A 22,241-nucleotide genomic window follows, 5' to 3' on the forward strand; every position below is an offset into this window, starting at 1 on the left:
TCACCGTGGTGGTGCGTAGGGCCGCGATCCGCGCGGCCGTACGCACCACCACAGTGATCATGGCCGCGGACCGTCAGCCGAGGAAGTCCCGGCCGGTGTACTCCTTGTTCGCCAGGCTCGGCAGGCGCTCCCAGCCCCACCGCCGTTCGGTCCCGACGGTCAGGTCGTAGCCACCGGTCGGGTGGTCGTACACCACCCGCTCGACGTGCCCCCAGTCGAACGCGGCCCGGCCGGGCGGCGGATCCAGCCGGGAGGGCAGCTCGTCGAAGGTCGCGGTCCGCCCGATCCCGGCGAGCACGCCGCCGTTGGGCACGAAGAACGCGTTGTCCTCGGTCGCGCCCTCCAGGCCGTCGCCGACCCGCAGCCGCCACTGCGGGGTCTGTGCGATCCCGTGCCGCACGACGATCTGGTCCTGGCAGGGCCACAGCAGCGCCGAGACCTGGTCGGCGAAGACCGGTTCGCCGCGGACGACCTCGGACGCCGGGCGCTCGCGGGCGGGCACCGGGGTGCCGACGCCGGACAGGGTCCCCGACGGGCTCTGCACGACCAGCCGGGCCCGGGTCACCGGTACGGCCTCCTCGGTGAGGTCGACCTGCACGTCGTACCAGTCCTCCTGCTCCGAACCGGGCAGCTCCGGCGTGACCGTGGTGACGGCACCGGCGGGATTCCCGGAGCCCGCGGGGCCGGCGGGGCCGGCGGGATTCCCGGAGCCGGCGAGGCCGGCGGAACTGTCGGGACCTTCGAGCCCAGCGGGGCCCTCGGCGCTGTCGGAACCGCCGGAGCCGGTGGGGCCGGCGGCGAGCTCGACGGTCACCGACGCCCCCTCCCCGGTCACCGGGACGAGCAGGTGCGACGCACCCGGCGGGACCTCGAACCAGCCGGTGCGCAGCTCACCGGCGTCCTCGGCGAACCAGACCGGGCCGGGCGGGGCCGGGCGGCCCGGTGGCACGCCCTCGATCATCGCGCCGAACCGTTCGGCCGGGCCGTCGGCCTGCAGCGGGGGTCCGTCGTCGGGCGTCAGCACGGCGACGGCGTCGGCCAGACCGCACGGCTCGCCTCCCAGCGACGCCAGGTTCATCGACGCCACCGACGCTCCGGGCGCCTGCTGCACCGGTGCGAGCGTGAACACGAGCAGCATCAGCGCCACCCCACCGGCGGCGGCGGTGCGCAGCACCATGCCGTCCGGCCCGGGCCCGGACGCCCGTCCGGCGCGCCTGCGCCGGTGCGCCCACCACAGCGCGGCCACCGCGACCAGCAACCACAGCAGCGGGCTGCGCAGGTACAACGGGCCGAGGTGCGGCGCGAGGACCTGCTGGTGGATCGGCGCGTCGACGACCGAGTGGTTGCCGAAGGGCTGCCCCCAGTCCCCGAACGGCCGCCAGAGGTTCGGACCGGCGTAGATGACGGCGGCGACCAGGCCGAGCGCCGCCGTTCCGATCGCGACCAGCCGGCCCGGCGCCCGCCGCGGCAGGGGGCCGCGGGCCAGCGCGATCGCGAGCAGCAGGGTGGCGGGGGCGGCCACGGCGCCGAAGTGGTTGACCCACTTGGTCGGGCTCAGTGCGACGGCGACCAGGCCGAGCGCGGTCGCCGCGAGCGCGAACCCGAACGCGCGCCCGAGCGGGCCGCCGGTGCCGCGCCGGGTGACCAGCCGGGTCGCCCCCAGCGCGACGACGGCGAGCGTCAGCAGCACCGGCAGCCGCCGGCCCCAGGTGCCCTGGTCGTCCGGGCCGAGCAGGTTCGCGTAGTGCACGATCTCCTGCCACCACGGGTACTGCAGGTAGTACCAGCGGTGCACGGCGATCGACTCGCGCACGTCGGCGAGGGTGGCGTCGGCCAGCCCGAGCGGGACGACGACGCTGGCCGCGGCGAACGCGACGGCGACCGTCGCGAGCCGGGTGGCCCACCCGGCGTGCACGAGGTGCCACCACACCAGCGGCAGCGCGAGCAGCAGCGGTGCCGCGGCCACCAGCGCGGCGGGCGCGGCGGTCACCCCGAGCACGGCGACCGCGGTCGCGGGGGCGAGCAGCCCGACCGCGCCGGTGCGCAACGCGGCGGCGACCCCGAACAGGACCCCGGCCGCGGCGAGCGTCCCGACCGGCTCCGGACGCAGCGTGATCCCGTAGGGCAGGAACCAGGCCAGGTGGGCGACGGCGAGGGCGGCGACCACCCCGGGCCGCGCACCGACCCGGTCGGCGAGCGCCACCATCGTCAGCCGCAGCAGGACCCAGGTGCCCAGCCCGAGCAGCACCGGGACCGCCCGCATCGGCAGCAGGCCCCAGCCGGCGAGGCTCCCCCAGAACTGCATCAGGTACTGGCCGGTGGTGAACGGCGCCTCGGTGACGTTGAACTGGTAGATCGCGTTGCCGATGGCTCCGGTCTCCGCGCCCTGGCGGGCCATCAGCGCGTACCAGGAGTCGTCGATGTTGACCGGGCCGAGCACCGCCCAGGCCAGGGTCACGACGACCACGACGGCGTCGGCGATGCCGGGGCGCGGGCGGACCGCGAGGATCCGCCGGGTCCCGGTCCAGCTGCGGACGGCGACCGCCAGGGTCGCGGCCAGCGCGACCAGGTGCGCGACGAGCAGGCCGACCTTCAGCGGGGCCGGCGACGACTCGTAGCGTGCGTCGGTGTGCAGCTGCACCCCGAGCCCGTCGGCCGCCGGGCCGGTGACGGTCGTGGACAGCTCCGCGACCTGCGGCGGGGCGAGGTCCGGCCGGTCGGCGACGGTCTCCCCGTCGCGCTCCAGCACGGTGCCCCCGGCGTCCGCGGTCACCGTCCAGGTGCAGTCCCCGCCGGCCGGGCCGGTGTGCAGCACCTCGTCACCGGAGCGGATCGTCAGGGTCCCGCCGGTGACGGTCGCCGACAGCCCGGGCGCGAGAACCGGGTCCTCGACGGCGGCGGGCATCGTCCGGAGCACGTCCCCGTCGGGGGTCGCCCCGGTGGCCGCGCACGGGATCGTGGCGGTGAGCTGCAGCGGGCGGTACGGCGAGAGCGGGAGCACGGTCGACGTCGGCGGTTCGCCGGCCCGGGGCCAGCTGACCACCGGGTCGTCGGCGTCGACCGGGGCGAGCGCCGCGGCCAGCCCGAGCAGGCAGGTCAACCCGCCGAGCAGGAGAAGGACCAGGCCGCGCCGCGAGCGGTCGGCCGAGCTCACTCGAAGATGCGCTTCCAGCCGTCCCGGCCGGTCAGCGTCGGCTCCGCGGCCCGGTAGCGCCCGCGCAGAACCGCCCAGTCGGCCGCGACCGCGCGGTGCAGTCGCAGCGACTCGGCGACCATCTGCTTGAACAGCAGCGGGTCACGACGCCGGAAGGTCACGCCGCGCCCGTCCGGTGTGGACACCGTCGCCGAGTCCAGTCCGGCCAGGACGAACCACTGGGCGTTCGCCCACGGGACGTTGCGCTGCGGGCGTTCGCGCAGCGCCGGGTCCGGGGTGCGCAGGTTGCGCAACACACCTCGGGCCAGGCCGAGGGCGGCCTTCGCCCGGCCGCCCGGCGGCTCCGGGAACAGCTGGGCGCCGAGCGCGTCGAGTTCGGCGAGCGGGACCTCGGTGGCGGAGTCGAGCGGGCGGCCGTCGTCGTAGCGGGCCCGCAGCTCGCGGATCTCGTCGAGCACGACCGGGAGCTTCGGGAACAGCGCCTCGGGCCCGGCCAGGAAGTCGGTGTACGCCTTGAGCTGCAGCGCCACCGCCGAGTACTCCATCAGCATCAGGTGCCGCAGGGTGCGCTTGAACGTCTCCCGTAGCAGCGCACGGGGGTCGTCCGGGCCGCGCAGCGCGGCGGCGACCAGCCGGTTGCGGTAGTGGAAGTACGCCTGCCAGTCCGACGAGTCGTCCTTCTCGATGAACGACATGTGCCAGATCGCGATGCCGGGGACGGTCGCCGTCCGGTAGCCGGCGGCCCGGGCCCGCAGGCCGTACTCGGCGTCGTCCCACTTGATGAACAACGGCAGCGGCAGGCCCAGCTCCTCGGCGACCCGGCGCGGGATCAGGCACATCCACCAGGCGTTGTAGTCGACGTCGACCCGGCGGTGCAGCCACGGCGACCGGCGCAGGGTCCGCTCGGCCAGGTCGTGGTGCGACTCGGTCCGCGGCGCGGGCCGCCACATGAACTGGTTGCGGTCGACGACCTCGCCCATCGTGGACAGCTGCGACCGCGCCTGCAGGGACAGCATCTGCCCGCCGACGAGCATCGGTGAGCGGGCGAACCGGGAGAACGCGACCGCGCGGAGCACCGAGTCGGGCTCCAGCAGGATGTCGTCGTCCATGTAGAGGATCTGCTCGCAGTCGATGCCACCGGCGTGCGGTCCGGTGCCGTGCAGCACCTCGTACATGATCCGGGCGTACCCGCCGGAGCCGCCGAGGTTGGGCTGGTCGATGATCCGCAGGCGGTCCCCGAGCAGCGCGGCGGCCTGCTCGTAGCCGACCTCGTCGCGGACCTTGCGGGTGCCCTGGTCGGGCAGGATCACCGCGGTGACAGTGTCGAGCACCTGCGGGTCCGATCCGAGCGCGGTCAGGGTGGCGACGCAGTCCGCGGGCCGGTTGAAGGTCGGCATCCCGACGACGACGGCGGCCCGGCCGGGCGCGTCGTGCGGGGCGTGCCAGCCACCGCCGTGCAGGGTCAGCCGGCCGTCGGTGTCGTTCTGATCGGCCGACAGGTCGAACCAGTACCAGCCGCCGTCCTCGAACGGCCGCAGGTCCAGCTCCAGGTTCACCTGCCTGCGACCCTGCACGAGCTCACCGGTGACGAAGATCTGTGAGCCGTCGGCCTTGGTGCGGTACACGTCGACCCGGCCGGCGCCCTCCAGGTCCAGGCGTAGCTGGATCGTGGTCAGCGTGGACCAGGCCCGCCAGTACCCGGCGGCGAAGGCGTTGAAGTAGGAGCCGAAGGACACCTCGGTGCCCGCCGGGACGGTCGCGCCGGTGCGGCCGTGCACCCGGGTACGACGCCCGGCGACGGTGGAGACGGTCAGCGACAGGGGGCGGTCCTTCTCGCCCCGCAGCGGTTCGACCGGGGCCAGCGTCGTGCCGGGGCGTTCGTCGAGGTACAGCGCGCGCACCGCGAGCGGGTCCGCCGGGCGGGGCATGATCACCCGCTGCAGCAGCGTCTCGCCGGTCGTCGGGGACTGCGCGGTCTCGGACACCTGTGGGCCTCGTCGATCCGTGGGGGCGGTGGTCATCGCAGAAACTGCCTCGGGGTCGGCTGGTTCCGGTCGTTCCCGCGGGCGGCCGCGTCGCTCGGCCCGGCGGGGTCGCCCGAGCGTAGCCGCGGGTCGCGGGCGTGCCGGGAGGCGGGCGGGCGCGCCGCGCAACCGGCGGTGGTACGTCCGTTTCGCCGGGTCGGCCGGGGAGCCGGGTCCGGGCCCCCACGATCGACGTGCTGCGGACGATCCCCGGCATGGTGAAGACTGGCCTCGTGTCCGGCACCGAGCAGGAGACCCGGGATGCCGCCGTCGCGGCGTTGCGGTCGGCCGGTGCGCGGTTCGCGCTGGTGCACGGCAGCCGGGCGCCCGGCGGGTCCCCGCGGCCCGGCTCCGATCTGGACGTGGCGGCGTGGTGGGCCGCGGACCCGCCGGCGCCGTTCGAGGTGGACCTGCCCGCCGGGGTCGACCTCCTGGTGCTGAACGACGCCCCGCTGGAACTCGCCGGGCGGGTCGCCCTGCACGGCCGACTGCTGTTCGACGACGACCCACCGGCCCGGGTGCGGTGGGTCGCGACCACCCGCAAGATCTACTCCGACGAGCTGCCCCGGATCACCCGCGCGCACCGGGAGTTCCTGGACGCGATGAGGAGCCGGGATGGTCGATGAGGTCCGGGTCGCCCGGCTCCTGCGGTCGATCAGCGACGACCTGTCCGTGCTCCGGGCCGAGTCCGGTGCGAGCCCGCAGCGGCGCGCCGATCCGCTGTGGATGCGCGGGATCAAATACCTGTTCGTGACCGCCATCGAGGGATGTGTGGACGTCGCCCAGCACGTGTGTTCCGCGCAGGGCTGGGGTCCACCGGCCACCAACGCGGACGCGGTCCGGCTCCTCGGCCGGCACGGGGTCCTTCCGATGGACCTGGCCGACGCGGTGGGCCGGGCCGTCGGCTTCCGGAACGTGCTCGTACACGACTATGTGGACGTCGACGACCGGATCGTGCTGGCGAGGCTCGCGGACCCGTCGGACCTGGAGCGGTTCGTCGGCGCGGTCGCGAGGTGGCTGTAGCTCGGGCGGCCCTCGTGGAAGGGGACGAGGGTCCGAGCCCCGCTGCCGAGCAGCACGACGCCCGTCGCGGGTCGCTCGACCGTGATCAGGTGACCTGCCGTGGACCGTCGGTTCGCACGGCACGCGGGACGCCGCGACGGGCAGGCCCCGTGGGTGCCGGGGCCAGCCCGTTGCCGGAGGGTCGGCGCGGGTGCGCCGGTCCGCTCACCAGGCTGCGGCGAGGATGTCGCGGACGTCGGCCTCGGTCGGGCGGCGGGGGGCGTTGGCGGTGACCGGGTCGGCCACCGCGGCGGCAGCCAGTACGGGAAGCAGGTCACGGGTGGCACCCAGCTCGCGCAGCGGGCGGCGGAGGCCGATGCCGCAGGCCAGCGCGGTGACGCTGTCGATCGCCGAAGCCGGCGCCGCAACCGCAACCGCAGCCGTCTCCGGAGCCGGAGCCGGAGCCGGTGGCAGAGCCGGAGCCGGTGGCGGAGCCGGGGCCGGGGGTAGAGCCGGTGGCAGAGCCGGGGCCTGATCCCCAGCCGGAGCCGCTGCCGGGTCGCCGGGCCGGGCGGACCCGGTGGGCCCGGGGCCCGAACCACCCGGTCGCCCGGGCCCTGTGCCCGGGCGACCGGGGTCCGCGGGCCCCGCACCACCACCCAGGGCCAGCCGCACCCGCTCGTACGGTCCCGCTGCCACGTCGGCGCTGTAGCGCATGACCTGCTCGCTCACCGCGGCCAGCGCCACCCCGTGCGGGGTGCCGAGGTGCGCGGTGACGGCGTGCGCGATGCCGTGCACCAGTCCCAGCCCGGACACCGTCAGTGCCTGACCGGCCAGGTGCGCGCCGAGCAGCAGCTGGGACCGGGCCTCCAGGTCGCCGCCGTCCTCCACGGCGACCGGCAGCCACCGCCCGACCAGCGCCACGGCCTGCGCCGCGGCGGCGTCGGACACCGGGTTCGCCCCACGCGAGGCGAGCGACTCGACGCCGTGCACGAGCGCGTCGAACCCGGTGGCCGCGGTGATCGCCGCGGGCAGCCCCAGCGTCAGCTCCGGGTCGAGCACCGCGACCCGCGGCCGGACCGACGGGTGGCCGAGGTAGATCTTGCGCCGGGCGCAGGTGTCCTCGACGACGCCGAACCCGTTGGTCTCGGCACCGGTCCCCGCGGTGGTCGGGACGGCGACCAGCGGCAGCCCGTCGACGGCCGAGTCCCAGAGCGGGTCGGTGGCGCGCGCGGCCGGGTGCGTGGCGAGCAGCGCGATGCCCTTGGCCGCGTCGAGCACCGAGCCGCCGCCGAGCCCGATCACGACGCACGGCCCGAACTCGCGCAGCGCGGCGGCGCCGGCCTCGACGGCCGTCGTGGACGGGTTCGGCCCGATGCCGTCGAACACCGCGGTGCGCAGGCCGCCGGCGGTCAGCCCGCCGAGCACCCGGTCGACGATGCCGGTGCCGCGCAGCCCCGCGTCGGTGACGACGAACGCGGACTCCGCGCCCAGCCCGTCGACCAGCGCGGGCAGCCGGGACACCGATCCGGGACCGAACTCCAGCGCGCAGGACGGCGCGATCGAGAAACCGGGTCGCGTGCTCATCCGATCCGCCACCGCGCCACCGCGTCCTCGTCGAGCTCGACACCCAACCCGGGGGCCGACGGCACGGCGATCGTGCCGTCACCACCGACGACCGGGCCGCCGGCCAGTGGGAAGTCGCGACGGGCCGGCGTCCAGTCCGGCGGGTCGTACGGGAACTCGAACCACGGCCCACCACCGACACCGGCGGCGACGTGCAGGTTCGCCAGCACCCCGATGCCGTTCGTCCAGCTGTGCGGGGTGAAGCCGCGGTGCCGCAGCATCGCCAGCTCGGCGAGGGTGCGGGCCCGGCTCATCCCGACCGAGAGGACGACGTCCATCTGGTAGACGTCGAGGACGTCGTGGTGGATCCAGTCCAGGATCTGCGGCACCGAGTGCGCCATCTCCCCGGCGGCGATCCGCAGCCCGGGGTTCTCGGCGCGCAGCGTGCGGAACCCGTCGGCGTCGGCGTAGGGCAGCGGCTCCTCCACCCAGAAGACGTCGAGATCGGCGAGCCTGCGCACCAGCCTGCGGGTGCCTGCCAGGTCGGTCGCGGGGGCGGTGTCCCCCGCCATCCGCCAGGACTGGTTGAGGTCGACCATGATCGTAAAATCGTCGCCGAGCGCGGCCCGGACCGCGGCGACGGTCGCGACGCCCTCGTCGACCCGGTCCCGGTCGATCCGGATCTTGACCGCACGGAAGCCCTCCTCCGCGACCCGGTGGGCGACCTCGACCCGCTCCGAGGCCGGTCGCGGCACGCAGAACGAGGCGTAGGCGGGCACCCGGTCGTGGGTGCCGCCGAACAGCGTCGCCACCGGGAGCCCGGCGGCCTTCCCGACGACGTCCCAGAGGGCCGCCTCCAGCGGCCAGTAGTTGCCGCCGTGGAAGGTGCAGGTCTCGATGGCGCGGACGTGCCGGGCGATCGCCAGCGGATCGGTGCCGACGAACAGGTCCCGGAAGGCGTCGAAGCCGTCCATCGTGTCGCCGGATCCGACGCCGACGATGCCGTCGTCGGTGTGCACCCGCACGATCGTGGCGTCGAAGACCCGGCGCGGGACCGGGTCCCAGGCGGCGTGCAGCGGCGGCTCCAGCGGCAGCCGGAGGTGGTCCAGGGTGATGTCGGTGATCTTCATGGGTTCCCGGTCGGCGACGGCGGCGGATGCCGGCCCGGGGCGCGATCGGGGGGCCCGCGCCCCGGGCCGGTCGGCGCCGACGCTAGGGGTCCGTCGGACGTCCGACCACCCGGCGGCGGGCATCGCAACAGTCGTTGCGCTCCCGGCAACCCCGCACGTCCGGCTACTGTCGGAGGGGTGACGCGGGCGCCGCACACCGGGCACGGGCTGGCCCGGGACATCGACCTGCTGGAGGCGCTGGCCTCGCCGCAGGCGCACCGCACCGGTGGCCTGGGCGTCGCCCAGGTGGCGCGGCTGACCGGGCGGGAGAAGAGCCAGGTGTCACGGGCGCTGCGGGCGCTCGCCGACGCCGGTCTGGTCGAGCGGGACGCCGACAGCCTCGTCTACCGGCTCGGCCGGCGGTTGTTCTCACTGGTCGCACGGGGTACCGACGGCGGGCTCACCGGCGTCGCGGAGCCGGTGCTGCGCCGGCTCGCGGTCGCGACCGAGCAGACCGTGCACCTGTGCGTCCTGCACGACGACGCGCTGCTGACCGTCCGCACGGTGTCCGGGCACTCGTTCCGCACCCCGGGCTGGGAGGGGCGCCGGGCCCCGCTGGCGTGCACGTCGGCCGGCCGGGTGCTGCTCGCCGACGCCACGCCGGACGAGCTGTACGTGCGGTTCGGCGCGGTCGACGACCTGGTGCCCGACCACCCGGGGGCGACCGCACGGACCGTGCCGCAACTCTGGCAGGCGATCCGGCTGGCCGCCGATCGCGGCTGGGCCGAGGTACGCGAGGAGTTCGAGCCCGGTGTGTCCGGGGTGTCCGCACCGGTCCGGGACTTCCGCGGCCGGGTGGTCGCGGCGATCAACGTGATCGGACCGAGCGAGCGGATCGGCGACCGGCTCGCCGAACTCGGCCGGACGACGGCCGCCGCGGCCCGCGCGGTGTCCGTGGAGCTGGGCTGGGCTCCCACGGCCCCACCACCCGCCCGGTGACCCGCGCCCGGCGCCCGGTCAGTCCTCGGCGTCGGTCCCGGACAGCGGCCTGCCCTCGGTGAGGTGCGGGACCAGACGGTTCTCGTACATCGTCAGGGCCGACCCGATGGCCATGTGCATGTCGAGGTACTTGTAGGTCCCCAGGCGCCCGCCGAACAGCACCTTCCGGTTGGCGGTCTCCTTGCGGGCGAGCTCCCGGTAGCGTTCCAGCTTCGCCCGGTTGTCCGGGGTGTTGACCGGGTAGTACGGCTCGTCACCCGCCTCGGCGGCGCGCGAGTACTCGCGCACGATGACCGTCTTGTCCTTCGGGTAGTCCCGCTCCGGGTGCATGTGGCGGAACTCGAGGATGCGGGTGTAGGGGACGTCGGCGTCGTTGTAGTTGATCACCGAGGTGCCCTGGAAGTCGCCGGTCGGCTCGACCGACATCTCGAAGTCGAGAGTGCGCCAGCCGAGCTCGCCCTCGGCGTGGTCGAAGTAGCGGTCCAGCGGGCCGGTGTAGACGATCGGCACGTCGGCCGGGAGCCGGTCACGGACCTCGAAGAAGTCGGTCTCCAGCACGACGTCGATGTTCTCGTGGTCGGCCATCCGCTCCAGCCACGCGGTGTAGCCGTCGACCGGCAGTCCCTCGTGGGTGTCGTTGAAGTAGCGGTTGTCGTAGGTGTAGCGGACCGGCAACCGGGTGATGATCGACGCGTCCAGGTCCTTCGGGTCGGTCTGCCACTGCTTGGTCGTGTAGCCCTTGACGAACGCCTCGTAGAGCGGTCGGCCGACCAGCGAGATCGCCTTCTCCTCCAGGTTCGTCGCCGCCCCCGTCTCCACCTCGGAGGACTGCTCGGCGATCAGCTCCCGCGCCTGGTCCGGGCTGTGCGCCCGCCCGAAGAACTGGTTGATCAGCGCGAGGTTCATCGGGAAGGCGTACACCTGCTCGCCGACCCGGGCGAACACCCGGTGCTGGTAGTTCGTGAAGGACGTGAACCGGTTCACGTACTCCCACACCCGCTCGTTGGACGTGTGGAACAGGTGCGCCCCGTAGCGGTGGATCTCGATCCCGGTCTCCGGCTCCGGCTCGGAGTAGGCGTTGCCGCCGATGTGGTTGCGGCGCTCCAGCACCAGCACGCGCTTCCCGAGACCGTGGGCCACCCGCTCGGCCACGGTCAGTCCGAAGAACCCGGACCCGACGACGATCAGGTCGTAACGGGCGAGGTCATGTCCGGCGAGATCGCGACTGAAGCTCACGACCGACGAGGGTAGGGCAGCCGTGATCGAGGGCACCGAGTGGCTTCGGTACCCTCTCAGACGGGCCGCAGAAGCGGACGTAACCGGCATTCCCGCTGTGCATCGGCCCCTCGTGACACCGGAGGACGAGGAGGAGTCGGCCCGCTGTGAGCTGGTTGTCCGCCGTTCCCCTCGTCGTGCTCGCCGCCGCCTGGGTGACCCTCCCCGGGCTCGCCGTCGGCGTGGCGGCCGGGCTGCGCGGAATCGCCGCGTGGGGCGCGGCACCGCTGCTGTCGGTCGGCCTGATCGCCGGCTCCGCGGTGGCCGCGAGCCTGCTGGGGATCGGCTGGAGCGGGGCGGTGCCGGTCGCCGCGGCGGCCCTGTTCACGCTCGTCGTCGTCGGGACGCGGCGGGCGGTGGCCCGGCGACCGCTGCTGCCCTCACCCGCCCGGACCCGGGAGCGGGTCGCGGCCGCGTGGGAGACCCTGCGCAGCGGCGGGCCGGACCGGCGCTGGACCGGGCTCGCCGCGTTCGGCGGCATGCTCATCGCCGGGGTGCTGGGTTTCCGGGCCGCGATCCGCGGGATGGACCGGCCGGACGCGCTGTCCCAGACGTTCGACGCGAGCTTCCACTACAACGCCGTCGCCCGGATCCTGAACACCTCCGACGCGTCCTCGCTGACCGTCGGCGGGCTGGTGAACTCCCCCGGCTTCTACCCCGCGGCCTGGCACGACGTCGTGTCGCTGGTGGTGCCGCTGACCCCGGGACCCGGTGAGATCGTCGTCGCGTCGAACGTGGTCGCGCTGGTCACCACGCTGCTGATCTGGCCGCTGTCGGTGCTGCTGCTGGTCCGCACACTGGTCGGGCGCTCCGCCGGTGCCGCGCTCGCCGCACCGGTACTGGCGCTGGGTTTCGTCGCGTTCCCCTGGACGCTGGTCACCTACGGCGCGCTGTGGCCGAACCTGCTGGGCGTCGCGCTGGTCCCGGCGGCGCTGGCGACCGTCGCGATCGCGGCGCGCCCCGGCCTGGCCCCCGAACCGGTCAGTCCCACCCGCGCCGGCCCGTACCCGCCCGGCCGGGTCGCCCGCTGGTTCCCGCTCGCCGTCGCCGTCCCGGCGCTCGGCTTCGCCCACCCGAACGCGCTGTTCGGCATGGTCGTCGTCGCCACGCCTGCGGTGCTGTGGGGCCTGGCGGGTGCGGTCCGCCGCGCCTACAAGGTCGACCGGTGGACGAACCTGCGGACACTGGCCGCGGTTCCGGTGGTCCTCGCGGTGGGCGCCGGACTGGCCTGGTTCATGTTCGTCTCGCCGATCCTCGACGGCATCCGCGGGTACTACTGGGAGCCGCAGGTCGGCTTCCTCGGCGCCGTGCGGAACGCGCTGCTGCACAGTCCGGACGGCAACGACCCGGCCTGGTCGATCGCGCTGCTCACGCTCGCCGGTGCGGTGGTCGCGCTGCGCCGGGCCCGGACGGCCTGGCTGGTGGTCTCGCACGTGCTGGTGTGCACGCTCTACGTGATCGGGGCGAGCACGTGGTCCTCGGTGTGGACCGGGGTCTGGTACAACGACGCGCCCCGGATCGCCGCCCTGATCCCGGTGACGGCGGCTCCGCTGGCCACGCTCGGCCTGGTCGCGCTGTGCTCGCTGGCCCGGCGGGTCGCCTGCCTCGCACGGGACGCGCTCACCCGGACCGCCCCGTCGGTGCAGAGCCTGCCGCGGCCACGAGCCGCGGTGCTGGTGGCGATCGGGGTGCTCGCCGTCGTCGCCACCTCGGGCGGGCTCTACCAGCGCTCCCACATCGACCAGCTCGCCGGGATCTACCAGACCCCGGAGGAGGTACTGGTCGACCCGGACCAGGCCCAGTTCCTCCGCTATGCGGGCGAGCTGCTCCCGCCGGACGCCGTGGTCGTGCAGAACCCGTGGGCCGGCACCGCCATGCTGTGGCCGCTGACCGACCGGCAGGTGCTGTTCCCGCACCTCACCGGGGTGTGGTCGGAGGAGCAGCTGCTGATCGCCGAGCGATTGCGGGAGGCCTCGACCGATCCGGCGGTGTGCGCCGCCGTCGCCGAGACGGGCGCCGGGTACGTGCTCACCGCGCCGCCGACGTTCTGGGAGCCGGACCCGCTGGCGTCGAACTGGCCGGGGCTGGAGGGCCTGCACGAGGCGGAGGGCTTCGAGCTGCTCGCCGAGGAGGGCGACAACGCGCTCTGGCGGATCACCGCCTGCGACGCGGGCCGGGTCGTCGGATCTTGATCATCCGGACGGGTGTTCCCGCGGCACGCCGGGATCGGCGCCGATAGGGTTCCGGGGCCCGTCGCGCTCCGCACCGGGAGCGCCGGGCCGGCCCACCGGACGACGGCGGGCCGGGCACCCCGAGCGCCGGCGTCCGCCGCCGGGAGAGGAGCAGCGACCCCCTGATGGCCGCACCCACCTGGCTGTCCGCCCTGCCCGCCGCGATCGCCGTGGTGTTCTGGGTACTGGTCCCGGGCCTGCTGGTGACCCGGTCGTCGGGGTGGCGCGGTATCACCGCGTGGGGTGCGGCCCCCCTGGTCTCGGTGGCGCTGATCGCGACGTCCGCGGTGCCGGGCACGGTCATCGGGATCCCGTGGGGGCCGTGGGTGCCGCTCGGTGCCGCGCTGCTGGTGGCCGGCCTGGTGCTCGTCCTGCGCGGGTTCCTCGCCCGGCGCCCGGCCGGGAGCCCGCTGCACCGCGGCTGGGGACCGGCGCTGCGGACCTGGGAGCCGGCCCGTCGTGCGCGGGCCGCGCTGATGGCGCTGACGACTCCCCGCGGCCGGTTCGCCCGAACCCCGGAACCGCTCACCACCGCCCTGCCGCAGGTGTGGCGCACCTCCGCGCAGCGTGCGGGCCCGGACGGCAGGCACGCCGGCACCGCGGCGCTGCTCGGCACCGCGGTCGCCGCCGCGATCGCCTGGCTGACGGTGGTCCTCGGGTTCGGCCCGGTGGACCAGCTGTCCTCGACCTACGACGCCGTCTTCCACTACTCGGCGATCGCGCACGTCCTGGCGACGGGGGACGCGTCGTCGCTGACCCTGGGCACCCTGACCAGCCCGACCCGGGCGGAGGCGTTCTACCCGGCGGCGTGGCACGGTCTGGTGGCGCTGGTGGCGATGAGCTCCGGCTCCGGTGTGCCGATCGCGGCGAACCTGACCGCATGGGCGGTGGCCGCGCTGGTGTTCCCGCTGTCGGCACTGCTGCTCGCCCGCCACCTCGTCGGCCGGTCGGCGGGGGCCGCGTTCGCCGCACCGGTGCTCGCGACCGGGTTCACCGCGTTCCCGTGGGCGTTGATGGCGTTCGGCGTGCTGTGGCCGAACCTGCTCGGCGTGGCGCTGCTGCCCGCCGCGCTCGCCGCGGTGGTGGCGCTGCTGGGCCTGGCCCGGGATCCGGTCCTGCGCCGCGGAGGAGCGGTCGCGCTCTGCGCCGCCGGCGCACTGGCGCTCGGCTTCGCACACCCGAACGCGGTGTTCAGCCTGGCCGTGCTCGCGCTGTTCCCGCTGGTGTGGGCGCTGTTGCGGCTGACCCGGCGGCGGCTGTTCACCCGCCGGTTCTACCAACCGCTGGCCGCGCTGGCCGTGACCGGCGGCGGGATCGCCCTGGTGATCTGGCTGATGGTGGCGTCGCCGCTGCTCGCCGGGGTGCGGGCCTTCGACTGGCCGGCCTTCACGAGCACACCCGAGGCGATCGTGCAGGTGTTGCTGCACTCGACGAACGACCGGCCCGCCCTGTGGGTGCTCGGGGTGCTGGTGGGTGTCGGGGCGATCGCGGCGCTCCGCCGGTTCGCGACGTCCTGGCTGGTCGCGGCGCACGCGGCGGCCGGCGCGTTGTACGTGCTCGCCGCGTCCCGGGAGGACGCGCTCACCGCCGGCCTGACCGGTGCCTGGTACAACGACTCGTTCCGGCTGGCCGCGGTGGTACCGGTGACCGGCGTCGGGCTGGCGGTGCTCGGCGTCGTCGCTCTCGCCGGGCAGGCGTGGGCCGTGCTGCAGCGGTTCACCGGTCCGGCGCCGCTCCGCCGTGGCGCGCCGGCGCTGCTCACCGCGGGTGTCACCGCGCTGGTGCTGCTGGGCACCGGTGGGCTGTACGTCTCGACGCACTCCTCGGTGCTGGCCGGCCCGTACCAGCGGCCCGGGGACACGCTGCTCGACCCGGGCCAGCGCGAGTTCCTCGAACGGGCCGGGACCATCGTCCCGGAAGGGGCCGTGGTGGCCGCCGATCCCTACACCGGGAACTCGCTGCTCTACCCGCTGACCGGGCGCGAGGTGCTCTTCCCGCACCTGATCGGCAGCTGGACCCCGGAGCAGACGGTGATCGCCACCCGGCTGCGCGACGCCGCGTCCGATCCGGAGGTGTGCGCGGCCGTCGCGGCGACCGGGGTCGGCTGGCTGCTCAGCGGCCCGATCACGTTCTGGCCGTGGCACGGCGGGGCGACCTGGTACCCGGGCCTGCACGACATCGAGCCGGTCGAGGGCTTCGAGCTCGTCGCCACCGAGGGCGACACCACGCTGTGGCGGCTGACCGCCTGCGACGACCCGTGGGGCGTCGCCGAGCCGCAGCCCTGACCCTCGTACGGTGGGTGCCCCGCCCGGCCGAACGAAAGAGCTCCCTCGACGTGGACCCCCACCCCCAGACCGGCCTCCCCGAGTACGAGCGCTCCCTGCGCATGGTGGAGCGTCGCCGGCTCGCCACCGGTTTCGCGAAGCAGATCGCCCTCACCACGGAGCCGTTCCTGGACCGGCCGTTCGCCCGGTGCCGGGTGGCCGACATCGGCTGCGGTTACGGCTACACGGCGTTGGAGCTGGCCGGTCTGTGCCGCGAGGTCGTCGGCATCGAGCCCAACAGCGCCCTCGCCGCCCAGGCGAACACGCTCGCGAAGGAGGGTGGTGCCGACAACTTCACCTTCCGGGTGCAGGGCATCGGCGAGTTCGGGCACGGTGCGGACGCGGGCGCGTTCGACGTCGCGGTGCTCGACAACGTCCTGGAGCACCTCGACGACCAGCCGGACGCGTTGGAGCGCATCTCCTCCTGTCTGCGGCCCGGTGGCGTCGCCTACATCCTGGTGCCGAACCGGTGGTGGCCGATCGAGGCGCACTACTCGCTGCCGTTCCTGGCGTGGCTGCCGCTGCCGCTGGCGAACCGCTACCTGCGGTTCTCCGGCCGTGGCAGTGACTACACCGACGCCAGCTACGCCCCGAGCTACCGGCGGATGCGCAGGTTGCTGGCGCAGCGCCCGGAGCTGGACGCCCGGTTCACCGTGCCCGGTGACGTCAGCCTCGCCGAGGGTGGCGGGTCCGCGCTCTACTCGATCGGGGTGCGCGCGCTGCGCCGGTTCCCCGCGCTGTGGGCGATCTCGAAGGCGTTCCTGGTCGTCGCGGTGAAGAAGCCGGCCTGACCGACGTGCCGGACCGGGATCGGGGTGGTGCGGGCACCGTCGGGCGGGGTGCGGGGCCGGGTGCCGTTCCGTGGGACCGCTCGGACCGGCGGGCGCACGACGCCCGCGGTGCAGCCGGCCCCGACGGTCCGGCCGCTCCCGGGGCCGGCCGGCACCGGCGGCTCGCCGCGCTCGCCGACCTGCTCCTCGGCCCGCTGGTCGCGGTCGCCGTGGCCGCCGGGATCGTGGCACTGGTCGAGGCCCTGCCGATCCCGGCCGGCTCGAACGTCGCGCTGGCGATCACCGCGACCGGTGGCGCCGCGATCGCGGCGCTGCTCGCCGCGGCCGCACTGAGCACCCGCTGCACCGTCGGGCTGAGCTGGGTCGGGTTGGCCGCGCTGCCCGCCTGGCCACTGGCCCTGCTGCAGGCGAACACACCGCACTACCTGTTCGGCGTCTCCGGCGACCAGCAGTTCCGGGTGCAGTTCCTGACCCGGTTCGCCGACTCCGCCCGGCTCGCCGACTTCGCCTACGCCGATCTCCCGCCGTACTACCCGGTGGCCTGGTTCTGGCTCGGCGGGCGCGCGGCGGCGCTGCTCGGGGTCGAGGCGTGGGTGTTCCACAAGGCGTTCTCGATCGCGACGCTCGCCGTCACCGCGGTGCTCGCCTTCGCCCTGTGGTCGCTGGTCACGACCCGCCGCCGCGCCCTGGGCGCCGCGGTCGCGACCACGCTCGCCGGGCTGGCGACGCTCGCCGCGTACACCCCGTACTCGTGGCTGACGGCGGCGCTGGTGCCGCCGCTGGCGGTGCTCGGGCTGCGCCTGGTGCGCCGCCGCCCCGGTGCCGCCTGGGTGCGTACCGCCCTGCTGGTGGGCGTGGTCCTCGGGGTCGCCGCGGTCACGCACACCCAGATCCTGGTGTTCGCCGGGTTCGTGCTGACCGTGCTCGCCGCCGACGCCCTGCTCACCCGGGCCACCCGGCCGGGCCCCCTCGCCGCGACGGTCGGCGTGGTGGTGGCCGCGGCGCTGCCGCTGACGCTCGTGCACTGGCTGCCCTATCTGGCCGCCTCGGCCGGTGAACCCACCTACAGCGCCGGACAGCACTTCCTCGCCGAGGCCGGTTCGCGCTGGCCGCTGCCGATGCTGGAGCCGACCGCGCTCGGCGCGCTGTGCCTGGTGGGCACGGTGTGGATCGTCGCCCGCGCCGGCCGGTCCCCGGTGGCCAGGGCGCTCGCCGTGACCGCGGCCTGCGGTTACGCCTGGTACCTGCTCTCGACGCTGCTGCTGGCCGCCGGGACGACGCTGCTGGCGTTCCGGATCGAACCGATCATCACCGCGGCGCTCGCCTGCGGATCCGTGTGGGCGGCGGCCGACGGACTGCGCCGCCTGCGCGGCCCCGCTCACCCGGCGACGGCGTCACCCGACGCGGCCCTACCGTCCCGCGGTGCTGCCGGCTCACGTGCCCGTCCTGCCGTCGCGGTGCTCGCCGTGCTGGCGGCGGTGACCGTCCTCGCGCAGGTCCAGACCGTCCCGCAGACCTACTCCTGGGCCGGCACCGCGCAGGACCACCGGCCCGACGGCACCCGGCCCGACGGCACCCGCGACCCGGCCGACGCGGACGCCTGGCTCGGTGAGCTGCGCAGCACGATCGCCGGGCTGACCGGGCGGGTGCCGCGTGAGGTCGTGGTGGCGAGTGCCAACCAGAAGCTCCTCACCTACACCCCGTACTTCGCCTTCCAGACCTCGGTGGCCCAGTACGCCAACCCGCTGGCCGATTTCCCGGCGCGCACCGACGAGCTGCGCCGCTGGGCGACCGCGGCCGGGCCGGGGCAGCTGCTCGCCGCACTCGACGGGAGCCGGTTCCGGGCGCCGTCGGTGTTCGTGTTCGACCGGGCACCCGACGGCGGGTTGCAGCTCCCCACGTCGGTGGACCGGTTCCCGGACCCGGACACCGGGGCCCCGCCTGCGACGTTCGCCCCGCAGCTGTTCGAGGACCCGGCGTGGCAGCGGCGCGACGTCGGGCCGTACACGGTCCTGGTCCGGGCGGCCGTCCCGCCGGTGCCCTGACCGCCGTCCCGGGGCCGCGCTGCCGACGGGTCCGGCCGGTAGGCAAGAATCCTGCGCATGCTGACCGCGCCCCGGGTGACCGACCAGCCACGGGGCACCGGACCGCGGCCGTCCGGCGGTGGGCGCACCACCCTGCTGGTCGCCGCGCTGGCCGCGCTGGCCGCCGGGATCTGGGCGTGCTGGTCGGTGACCGTCGACGACGCCTACATCACCTACCGGTACAGCGCGAACCTCGCGAACGGGTCCGGCCCCACCTGGAACCCCGGCCAGGACCCGGTCGAGGGATTCACCAACTTCGCCTGGATGCTGTGGCACGCGCCGTGGGTGTGGCTCGGGGTGCCGCTCCCCCTGGTGTCCAAGGTGACCGCCGCGGCCTGTGCTGCCGCGACCGTCTGGATCCTGGTGAGCGAGCCGCGGACCAGGTCGGGCGCCTTCCTCGCCGCCGGGAGCTTCGCGCTGTTCCTGCCGACCTGGGTGCACGTCGACTCCGGCCTGGAGACGGCCCCGTTCGCGCTCGTCGTGCTGCGGGCGGTGGTGCTCGCCGCCCGGTTGCTCACCGACCGGGACGCACCGGTCCGCCCCTGGGAGATCCCCGCGCTGCTGTTGCTCGCGGGCACCCTCCGGCCGGACGGCGTGCTGGGTGTCGCGCCCGCCCTGCTGGTGCTGCTGTGGGTCCGGCGCCGGGACCGGGCGGTGTGGGTCTGGACCGCCGTCGCCGGCGTCACCGGAGCCGCCTACCTGGCGTCCCGCTGGGTGTACTACGGCCATCCGCTGCCGAACACCTTCTACGTGAAGGTCGGCGTGGAGGCCGCGACCGACGGCCGCTGGATCCAGCTGACGGCCGCGACGTTCCTGCCGCTGCTCGCGTTCGCGGTGGCGGCGCTGTTCCGGGCCCGCACCGCGGCACCGGCCGCGCTGGTGCTGGCGAGCTGCACCGCGCTGTGGATCATCCCGGCGCTGTCGGCCCCGGCGATGGACTACCTGTCCCGGTTCGCCTGGCACGGCCTCCCGCTGCTCTGCCTGGCCGCCGCGATGGCGCTGGACACCGTGGAGCTGCGCCGGGTGGCCGCCGTCGCCGCCGTGGCCGGGGTGGCGTGGACGACGGCCGCCGGGTTCCTCGCCCCGGACGCCCGCACCCTGGTGCACTACGGCGACGACCTGCGCCGCGCGCACGTCGCGATCGGGCTCGCACTGGCCGACACCGACCTGCCGGCGGACCGGCGCACGCTCGCCGTCTCCGACGCGGGCGCGATCCCCTACTTCTCCGGGTGGACCACCACCGACTACATCGGGCTGAACGACGAGCGGATCGCACACGGGGCGAGCCCGACCGAGGTGCTGCTGGCCGACGACCCGGCCGTCCTGGTCGTCACCAGCGCGTCCCCGCAGCCGCCGCCCGCGTCCTGGCGGACCGACCTGCCACGGGTGCTGGGCGAGCGCGAGCTGGTCGGCGTCGCGCAGATGCGGCCGGAGTACTTCCAGCTCGTGTACGCGAAGCCGGACGTGGCAGGCGAGGTGCGGGCGGCGCTGGACCGGCGGCTCACCGAGGCGCGGGAGGTGACCGACGCGCGCCTGGACCCGGGCTGGTCCCGGTGGGCGCAGCGGCTGCTCGGACTCACCGGGTGAGCAGGTGCGTCCCCAGCGCGCGCAACGCCCCGGGATCGCGCCGCAGCAGCGCCCCCGGTACCTGCACGGCGGCGTTCAGCCGGGACGACACGTGCGCCCGGGCCGCCCGGGCCGCCCGGTGCCAGCCGCGGGCGGCCATCCGCTCGGCCTCCGCGGCGAAGAAACGCCGCTCCTCGGCGAACCGGTTCCCGGCGGCCGCGCCGGAGCCGGAGTCGCTGGTGCGGTGGCGCCGGTAGCGGAAGCACACGTGGTCGTCGACGACGATCGAACCGCCCTCGGCGACCACCTGCAGCGGCAGCGCCAGATCGAACACGTCGGCGGACTCCGGCATCGTCACCGCGCGGACCGCCGCCGTCCGCCAGCACAGCGACGGGTTGTAGAGCCAGTTCCCGCGCAGCAGGCTGACCGCCAGATCCTCACCGGCGACCTCACGCGGCCCCGACCCGGACGGCGCCAGCAGCGATTTCACCCGGTCCGCGAGCGGCCGGACGGCCTGGTCCCGGTCGTCCATCACCGACACGCCCGGCTGGACGACGGCGGCGTCGGGCCACCGGTCGTGCAGCGCCAGCACGGTGTCCAGGTAGTGCGGCAGCATCAGGTCGTCGGCACCCATCATCACGAAGTACTCGAGCTCGACGTGATCGATGCAGTACCGGTTGTTGCCCTGCGCGCCGAGCCGCTGCGGGTTGCGCCGGTAGCGGATCCGGTCGTCGCCGAGCCCGGCGAACCACCGTCCGACGGTGTCGTCGGGATAACCGTCGTCGACGACGGTGAGCCGCCAGTCCGCGCGGTCCTGACGCTGCACGCTGCGGACCGCCCGGCGCAGCAGGTAGGGGTCCCCGAAGAACGGGAGCATCACGTCGACGGTCGGCGCAGGCACGCCCGCGACCGTAACGGGCCGCGCTCACCGGCCCCGGGGGGCCTCGCACCCCGGCACCCCGCTCGTGCGCCACGGCCCTCGTTACGATCGCCCGGCCCCGAGCACACCACGAGCAGCAGCGATCCGGAGCACGGCCTTGGACATCCAGAACCACTACTACGGCCACTCGGCCGTGCTGGCCGCGTACGCGGGCCTGCCCCGGCCGCGGCACATCGCCGGTCTGCTGCAGCACGGCTGGACGGCGACCAGCCCTGTCGCCGCGCACTTCGCGGACTTCCCGCACGTCGGTGAGGACCCGCGCCGGCGCCGGCTGCTGGTCTGGTCGCACGACTGCCGGGGCTGGTCCCCCACCGCGGAGGACCGGGCGACCACCGCGGTCGGTGCCCCCGTGCTGTACCTGGAACGGCTGCTGCAGGCGCAGGGCTGGTCCCGGTCGGACCGGCTGGGACCGGTGTTCGTGCCGTTCCACGGCACCCGGCTGGTCCGGGTCACCGGCGCGCACGCCGACCTGGCCCGCCAGGTCGCGAAGGTCGACGGGCCGTCCACGGTGTGCATGCACCACGAGGACCTCGCCGACCCGGAGATCACCTCGGCCTGGGCCGACGCCGGGCACCGCCTGGTCACCGCCGGCCGCCGGGACGACCCGCGGTTCCTGCTGCGGATCATGCACCTGATCGGCAACGCCGCCCGGGTGTCGTCGAACCGGTTGTCCACCGCGGTGCTCTACGCCGCCGCGATCGGCACCCCGGCCGCCGTCTGGGGCGACCCGCTGACGTTCGGCGCGCAGTCCGCGTCCGCGGTCGACGAGCTGCGCGCCACCTGGCCGGAGTTCCACGCGACCGATCCGGACGGGCAGCGGCCGGACACCGGGGCCGCCGCGGCCGACACCGCTGCGACCACCCTGGCCCGCCGCGAGCTCGGGGCCGATGCGCTGATGGAGCCGGACGCGCTGCGGGCCGCGCTGGGCTGGGGCCGCACCCCGAACGTGGGCCCGGCGATCCAGTACTACGCGGCGTCGCCGCTGGCGAAGGCCGCGATGGTGCTGGGCCTGACGAAGCGCTCCGAGCAGAGCACGCAGGCGATGGCTGCAGGGAGCTTCAACCCGATGCTGTGGCTGCGCAACCCGCTGGCCGCGCTGCCCCGGCCGCTGCCGAAGGGCCTCCGCACACCGCTGACGACCGAGGAACCCGCCGAGGCCCGGCCGCTCAGCTGAGC

The 22,241-nt window shown here is 75.0% G+C and carries 15 protein-coding genes; 9 read left to right on the forward strand and 6 right to left on the reverse strand.

Going from position 1 to position 22,241, the window contains the following annotated elements; all coding sequences use genetic code 11:
* Window positions 1–73: 73 nt before the first annotated feature.
* Window positions 74–3,154, reverse strand: coding sequence for an arabinosyltransferase domain-containing protein (locus AB0J24_RS19425; protein ID WP_358683203.1), 3,081 nt, complete (start codon window positions 3,152–3,154; stop codon window positions 74–76).
* A complete protein-coding gene (locus tag AB0J24_RS19430) occupies window positions 3,151–5,139 on the reverse strand; it encodes a glycosyltransferase (protein ID WP_358683205.1) in 1,989 nt (662 codons plus the stop codon). The genes AB0J24_RS19425 and AB0J24_RS19430 overlap by 4 nt, the downstream gene beginning before the upstream one ends.
* Before the next feature lie 254 nt (window positions 5,140–5,393).
* On the opposite strand from AB0J24_RS19430, the gene AB0J24_RS19435 reads away from it, so the two are divergent.
* Together AB0J24_RS19435 and AB0J24_RS19440 are read left to right on the forward strand one after the other, a co-directional pair.
* Window positions 5,394–5,804 (forward strand): nucleotidyltransferase domain-containing protein, encoded by a 411-nt coding sequence (locus tag AB0J24_RS19435; protein WP_358683207.1) that lies wholly within the window; start codon window positions 5,394–5,396, stop codon window positions 5,802–5,804.
* Window positions 5,794–6,201, forward strand: coding sequence for a DUF86 domain-containing protein (locus AB0J24_RS19440; protein ID WP_358683209.1), 408 nt, complete (start codon window positions 5,794–5,796; stop codon window positions 6,199–6,201). The genes AB0J24_RS19435 and AB0J24_RS19440 overlap by 11 nt, the downstream gene beginning before the upstream one ends.
* Before the next feature lie 204 nt (window positions 6,202–6,405).
* On the opposite strand, the gene AB0J24_RS19445 is transcribed toward AB0J24_RS19440, so the two are convergent.
* Window positions 6,406–7,767, reverse strand: a complete 1,362-nt coding sequence (locus AB0J24_RS19445; RefSeq protein ID WP_358683211.1) for an iron-containing alcohol dehydrogenase — start codon at window positions 7,765–7,767, stop codon at window positions 6,406–6,408.
* Window positions 7,764–8,876 (reverse strand): mandelate racemase/muconate lactonizing enzyme family protein, encoded by a 1,113-nt coding sequence (locus AB0J24_RS19450; RefSeq protein ID WP_358683213.1) that lies wholly within the window; start codon window positions 8,874–8,876, stop codon window positions 7,764–7,766. The genes AB0J24_RS19445 and AB0J24_RS19450 overlap by 4 nt, the downstream gene beginning before the upstream one ends.
* Before the next feature lie 177 nt (window positions 8,877–9,053).
* Between AB0J24_RS19450 and AB0J24_RS19455 the strand changes: the two genes are divergently transcribed.
* Window positions 9,054–9,854 carry an IclR family transcriptional regulator gene (locus AB0J24_RS19455; protein WP_358683215.1) on the forward strand — a complete coding sequence of 267 codons (801 nt, stop codon included), beginning with the start codon at window positions 9,054–9,056 and terminating at the stop codon, window positions 9,852–9,854.
* Window positions 9,855–9,872: 18 nt separating this feature from the next.
* Here AB0J24_RS19455 and glf read toward each other — a convergent pair whose 3' ends face one another.
* Window positions 9,873–11,090, reverse strand: coding sequence for a UDP-galactopyranose mutase (glf, locus tag AB0J24_RS19460; protein WP_358683217.1), 1,218 nt, complete (start codon window positions 11,088–11,090; stop codon window positions 9,873–9,875).
* Between the two features lie 146 nt (window positions 11,091–11,236).
* Between glf and AB0J24_RS19465 the strand changes: the two genes are divergently transcribed.
* From AB0J24_RS19465 to AB0J24_RS19485, 5 genes are all read left to right on the forward strand, one after another.
* The gene (locus AB0J24_RS19465; RefSeq protein WP_358683219.1) at window positions 11,237–13,321 is read left to right on the forward strand and encodes a DUF6541 family protein; all 2,085 of its coding nucleotides are present in this window, start codon (window positions 11,237–11,239) and stop codon (window positions 13,319–13,321) included.
* A gap of 164 nt (window positions 13,322–13,485) precedes the next feature.
* Window positions 13,486–15,645, forward strand: a complete 2,160-nt coding sequence (locus AB0J24_RS19470; RefSeq protein ID WP_358683221.1) for a DUF6541 family protein — start codon at window positions 13,486–13,488, stop codon at window positions 15,643–15,645.
* 50 nt (window positions 15,646–15,695) lie between these two features.
* Window positions 15,696–16,475 carry a class I SAM-dependent methyltransferase gene (locus AB0J24_RS19475; protein WP_358683223.1) on the forward strand — a complete coding sequence of 260 codons (780 nt, stop codon included), beginning with the start codon at window positions 15,696–15,698 and terminating at the stop codon, window positions 16,473–16,475.
* A 5-nt stretch (window positions 16,476–16,480) separates the two neighbouring features.
* Complete coding sequence (locus tag AB0J24_RS19480) at window positions 16,481–18,520, forward strand: arabinofuranosyltransferase (RefSeq protein ID WP_358683225.1); 2,040 nt, start codon at window positions 16,481–16,483, stop codon at window positions 18,518–18,520.
* 57 nt (window positions 18,521–18,577) lie between these two features.
* Window positions 18,578–20,146 (forward strand): hypothetical protein, encoded by a 1,569-nt coding sequence (locus AB0J24_RS19485; RefSeq protein WP_358683227.1) that lies wholly within the window; start codon window positions 18,578–18,580, stop codon window positions 20,144–20,146.
* Here the strand turns inward: AB0J24_RS19485 and AB0J24_RS19490 are convergent.
* The gene (locus AB0J24_RS19490; RefSeq protein ID WP_358683229.1) at window positions 20,136–21,026 is read right to left on the reverse strand and encodes a glycosyltransferase family 2 protein; all 891 of its coding nucleotides are present in this window, start codon (window positions 21,024–21,026) and stop codon (window positions 20,136–20,138) included. The genes AB0J24_RS19485 and AB0J24_RS19490 overlap by 11 nt on opposite strands.
* 136 nt (window positions 21,027–21,162) lie before the next feature.
* Between AB0J24_RS19490 and AB0J24_RS19495 the strand changes: the two genes are divergently transcribed.
* Complete coding sequence (locus tag AB0J24_RS19495) at window positions 21,163–22,239, forward strand: hypothetical protein (RefSeq protein ID WP_358683231.1); 1,077 nt, start codon at window positions 21,163–21,165, stop codon at window positions 22,237–22,239.
* The last annotated feature ends 2 nt before the right edge of the window (window positions 22,240–22,241 follow it).

The sequence above is a fragment of the Pseudonocardia sp. NPDC049635 genome (assembly GCF_040659795.1).
Classification (GTDB): Bacteria; Actinomycetota; Actinomycetes; order Mycobacteriales; family Pseudonocardiaceae; genus Pseudonocardia.

Excerpts from the sequence above, each read along its gene's own strand:
- AB0J24_RS19435 (WP_358683207.1), top strand. The coding sequence starts at position 5,394 with ATGGTGAAGACTGGCCTCGTGTCCGGCACCGAGCAGGAGACCCGGGAT.
- AB0J24_RS19440 (WP_358683209.1), top strand. The coding sequence starts at position 5,794 with ATGGTCGATGAGGTCCGGGTCGCCCGGCTCCTGCGGTCGATCAGCGAC.
- AB0J24_RS19445 (WP_358683211.1), bottom strand. The coding sequence starts at position 7,767 with ATGAGCACGCGACCCGGTTTCTCGATCGCGCCGTCCTGCGCGCTGGAG.
- AB0J24_RS19450 (WP_358683213.1), bottom strand. The coding sequence starts at position 8,876 with ATGAAGATCACCGACATCACCCTGGACCACCTCCGGCTGCCGCTGGAG.
- AB0J24_RS19470 (WP_358683221.1), top strand. The coding sequence starts at position 13,486 with ATGGCCGCACCCACCTGGCTGTCCGCCCTGCCCGCCGCGATCGCCGTG.
- AB0J24_RS19485 (WP_358683227.1), top strand. The coding sequence starts at position 18,578 with ATGCTGACCGCGCCCCGGGTGACCGACCAGCCACGGGGCACCGGACCG.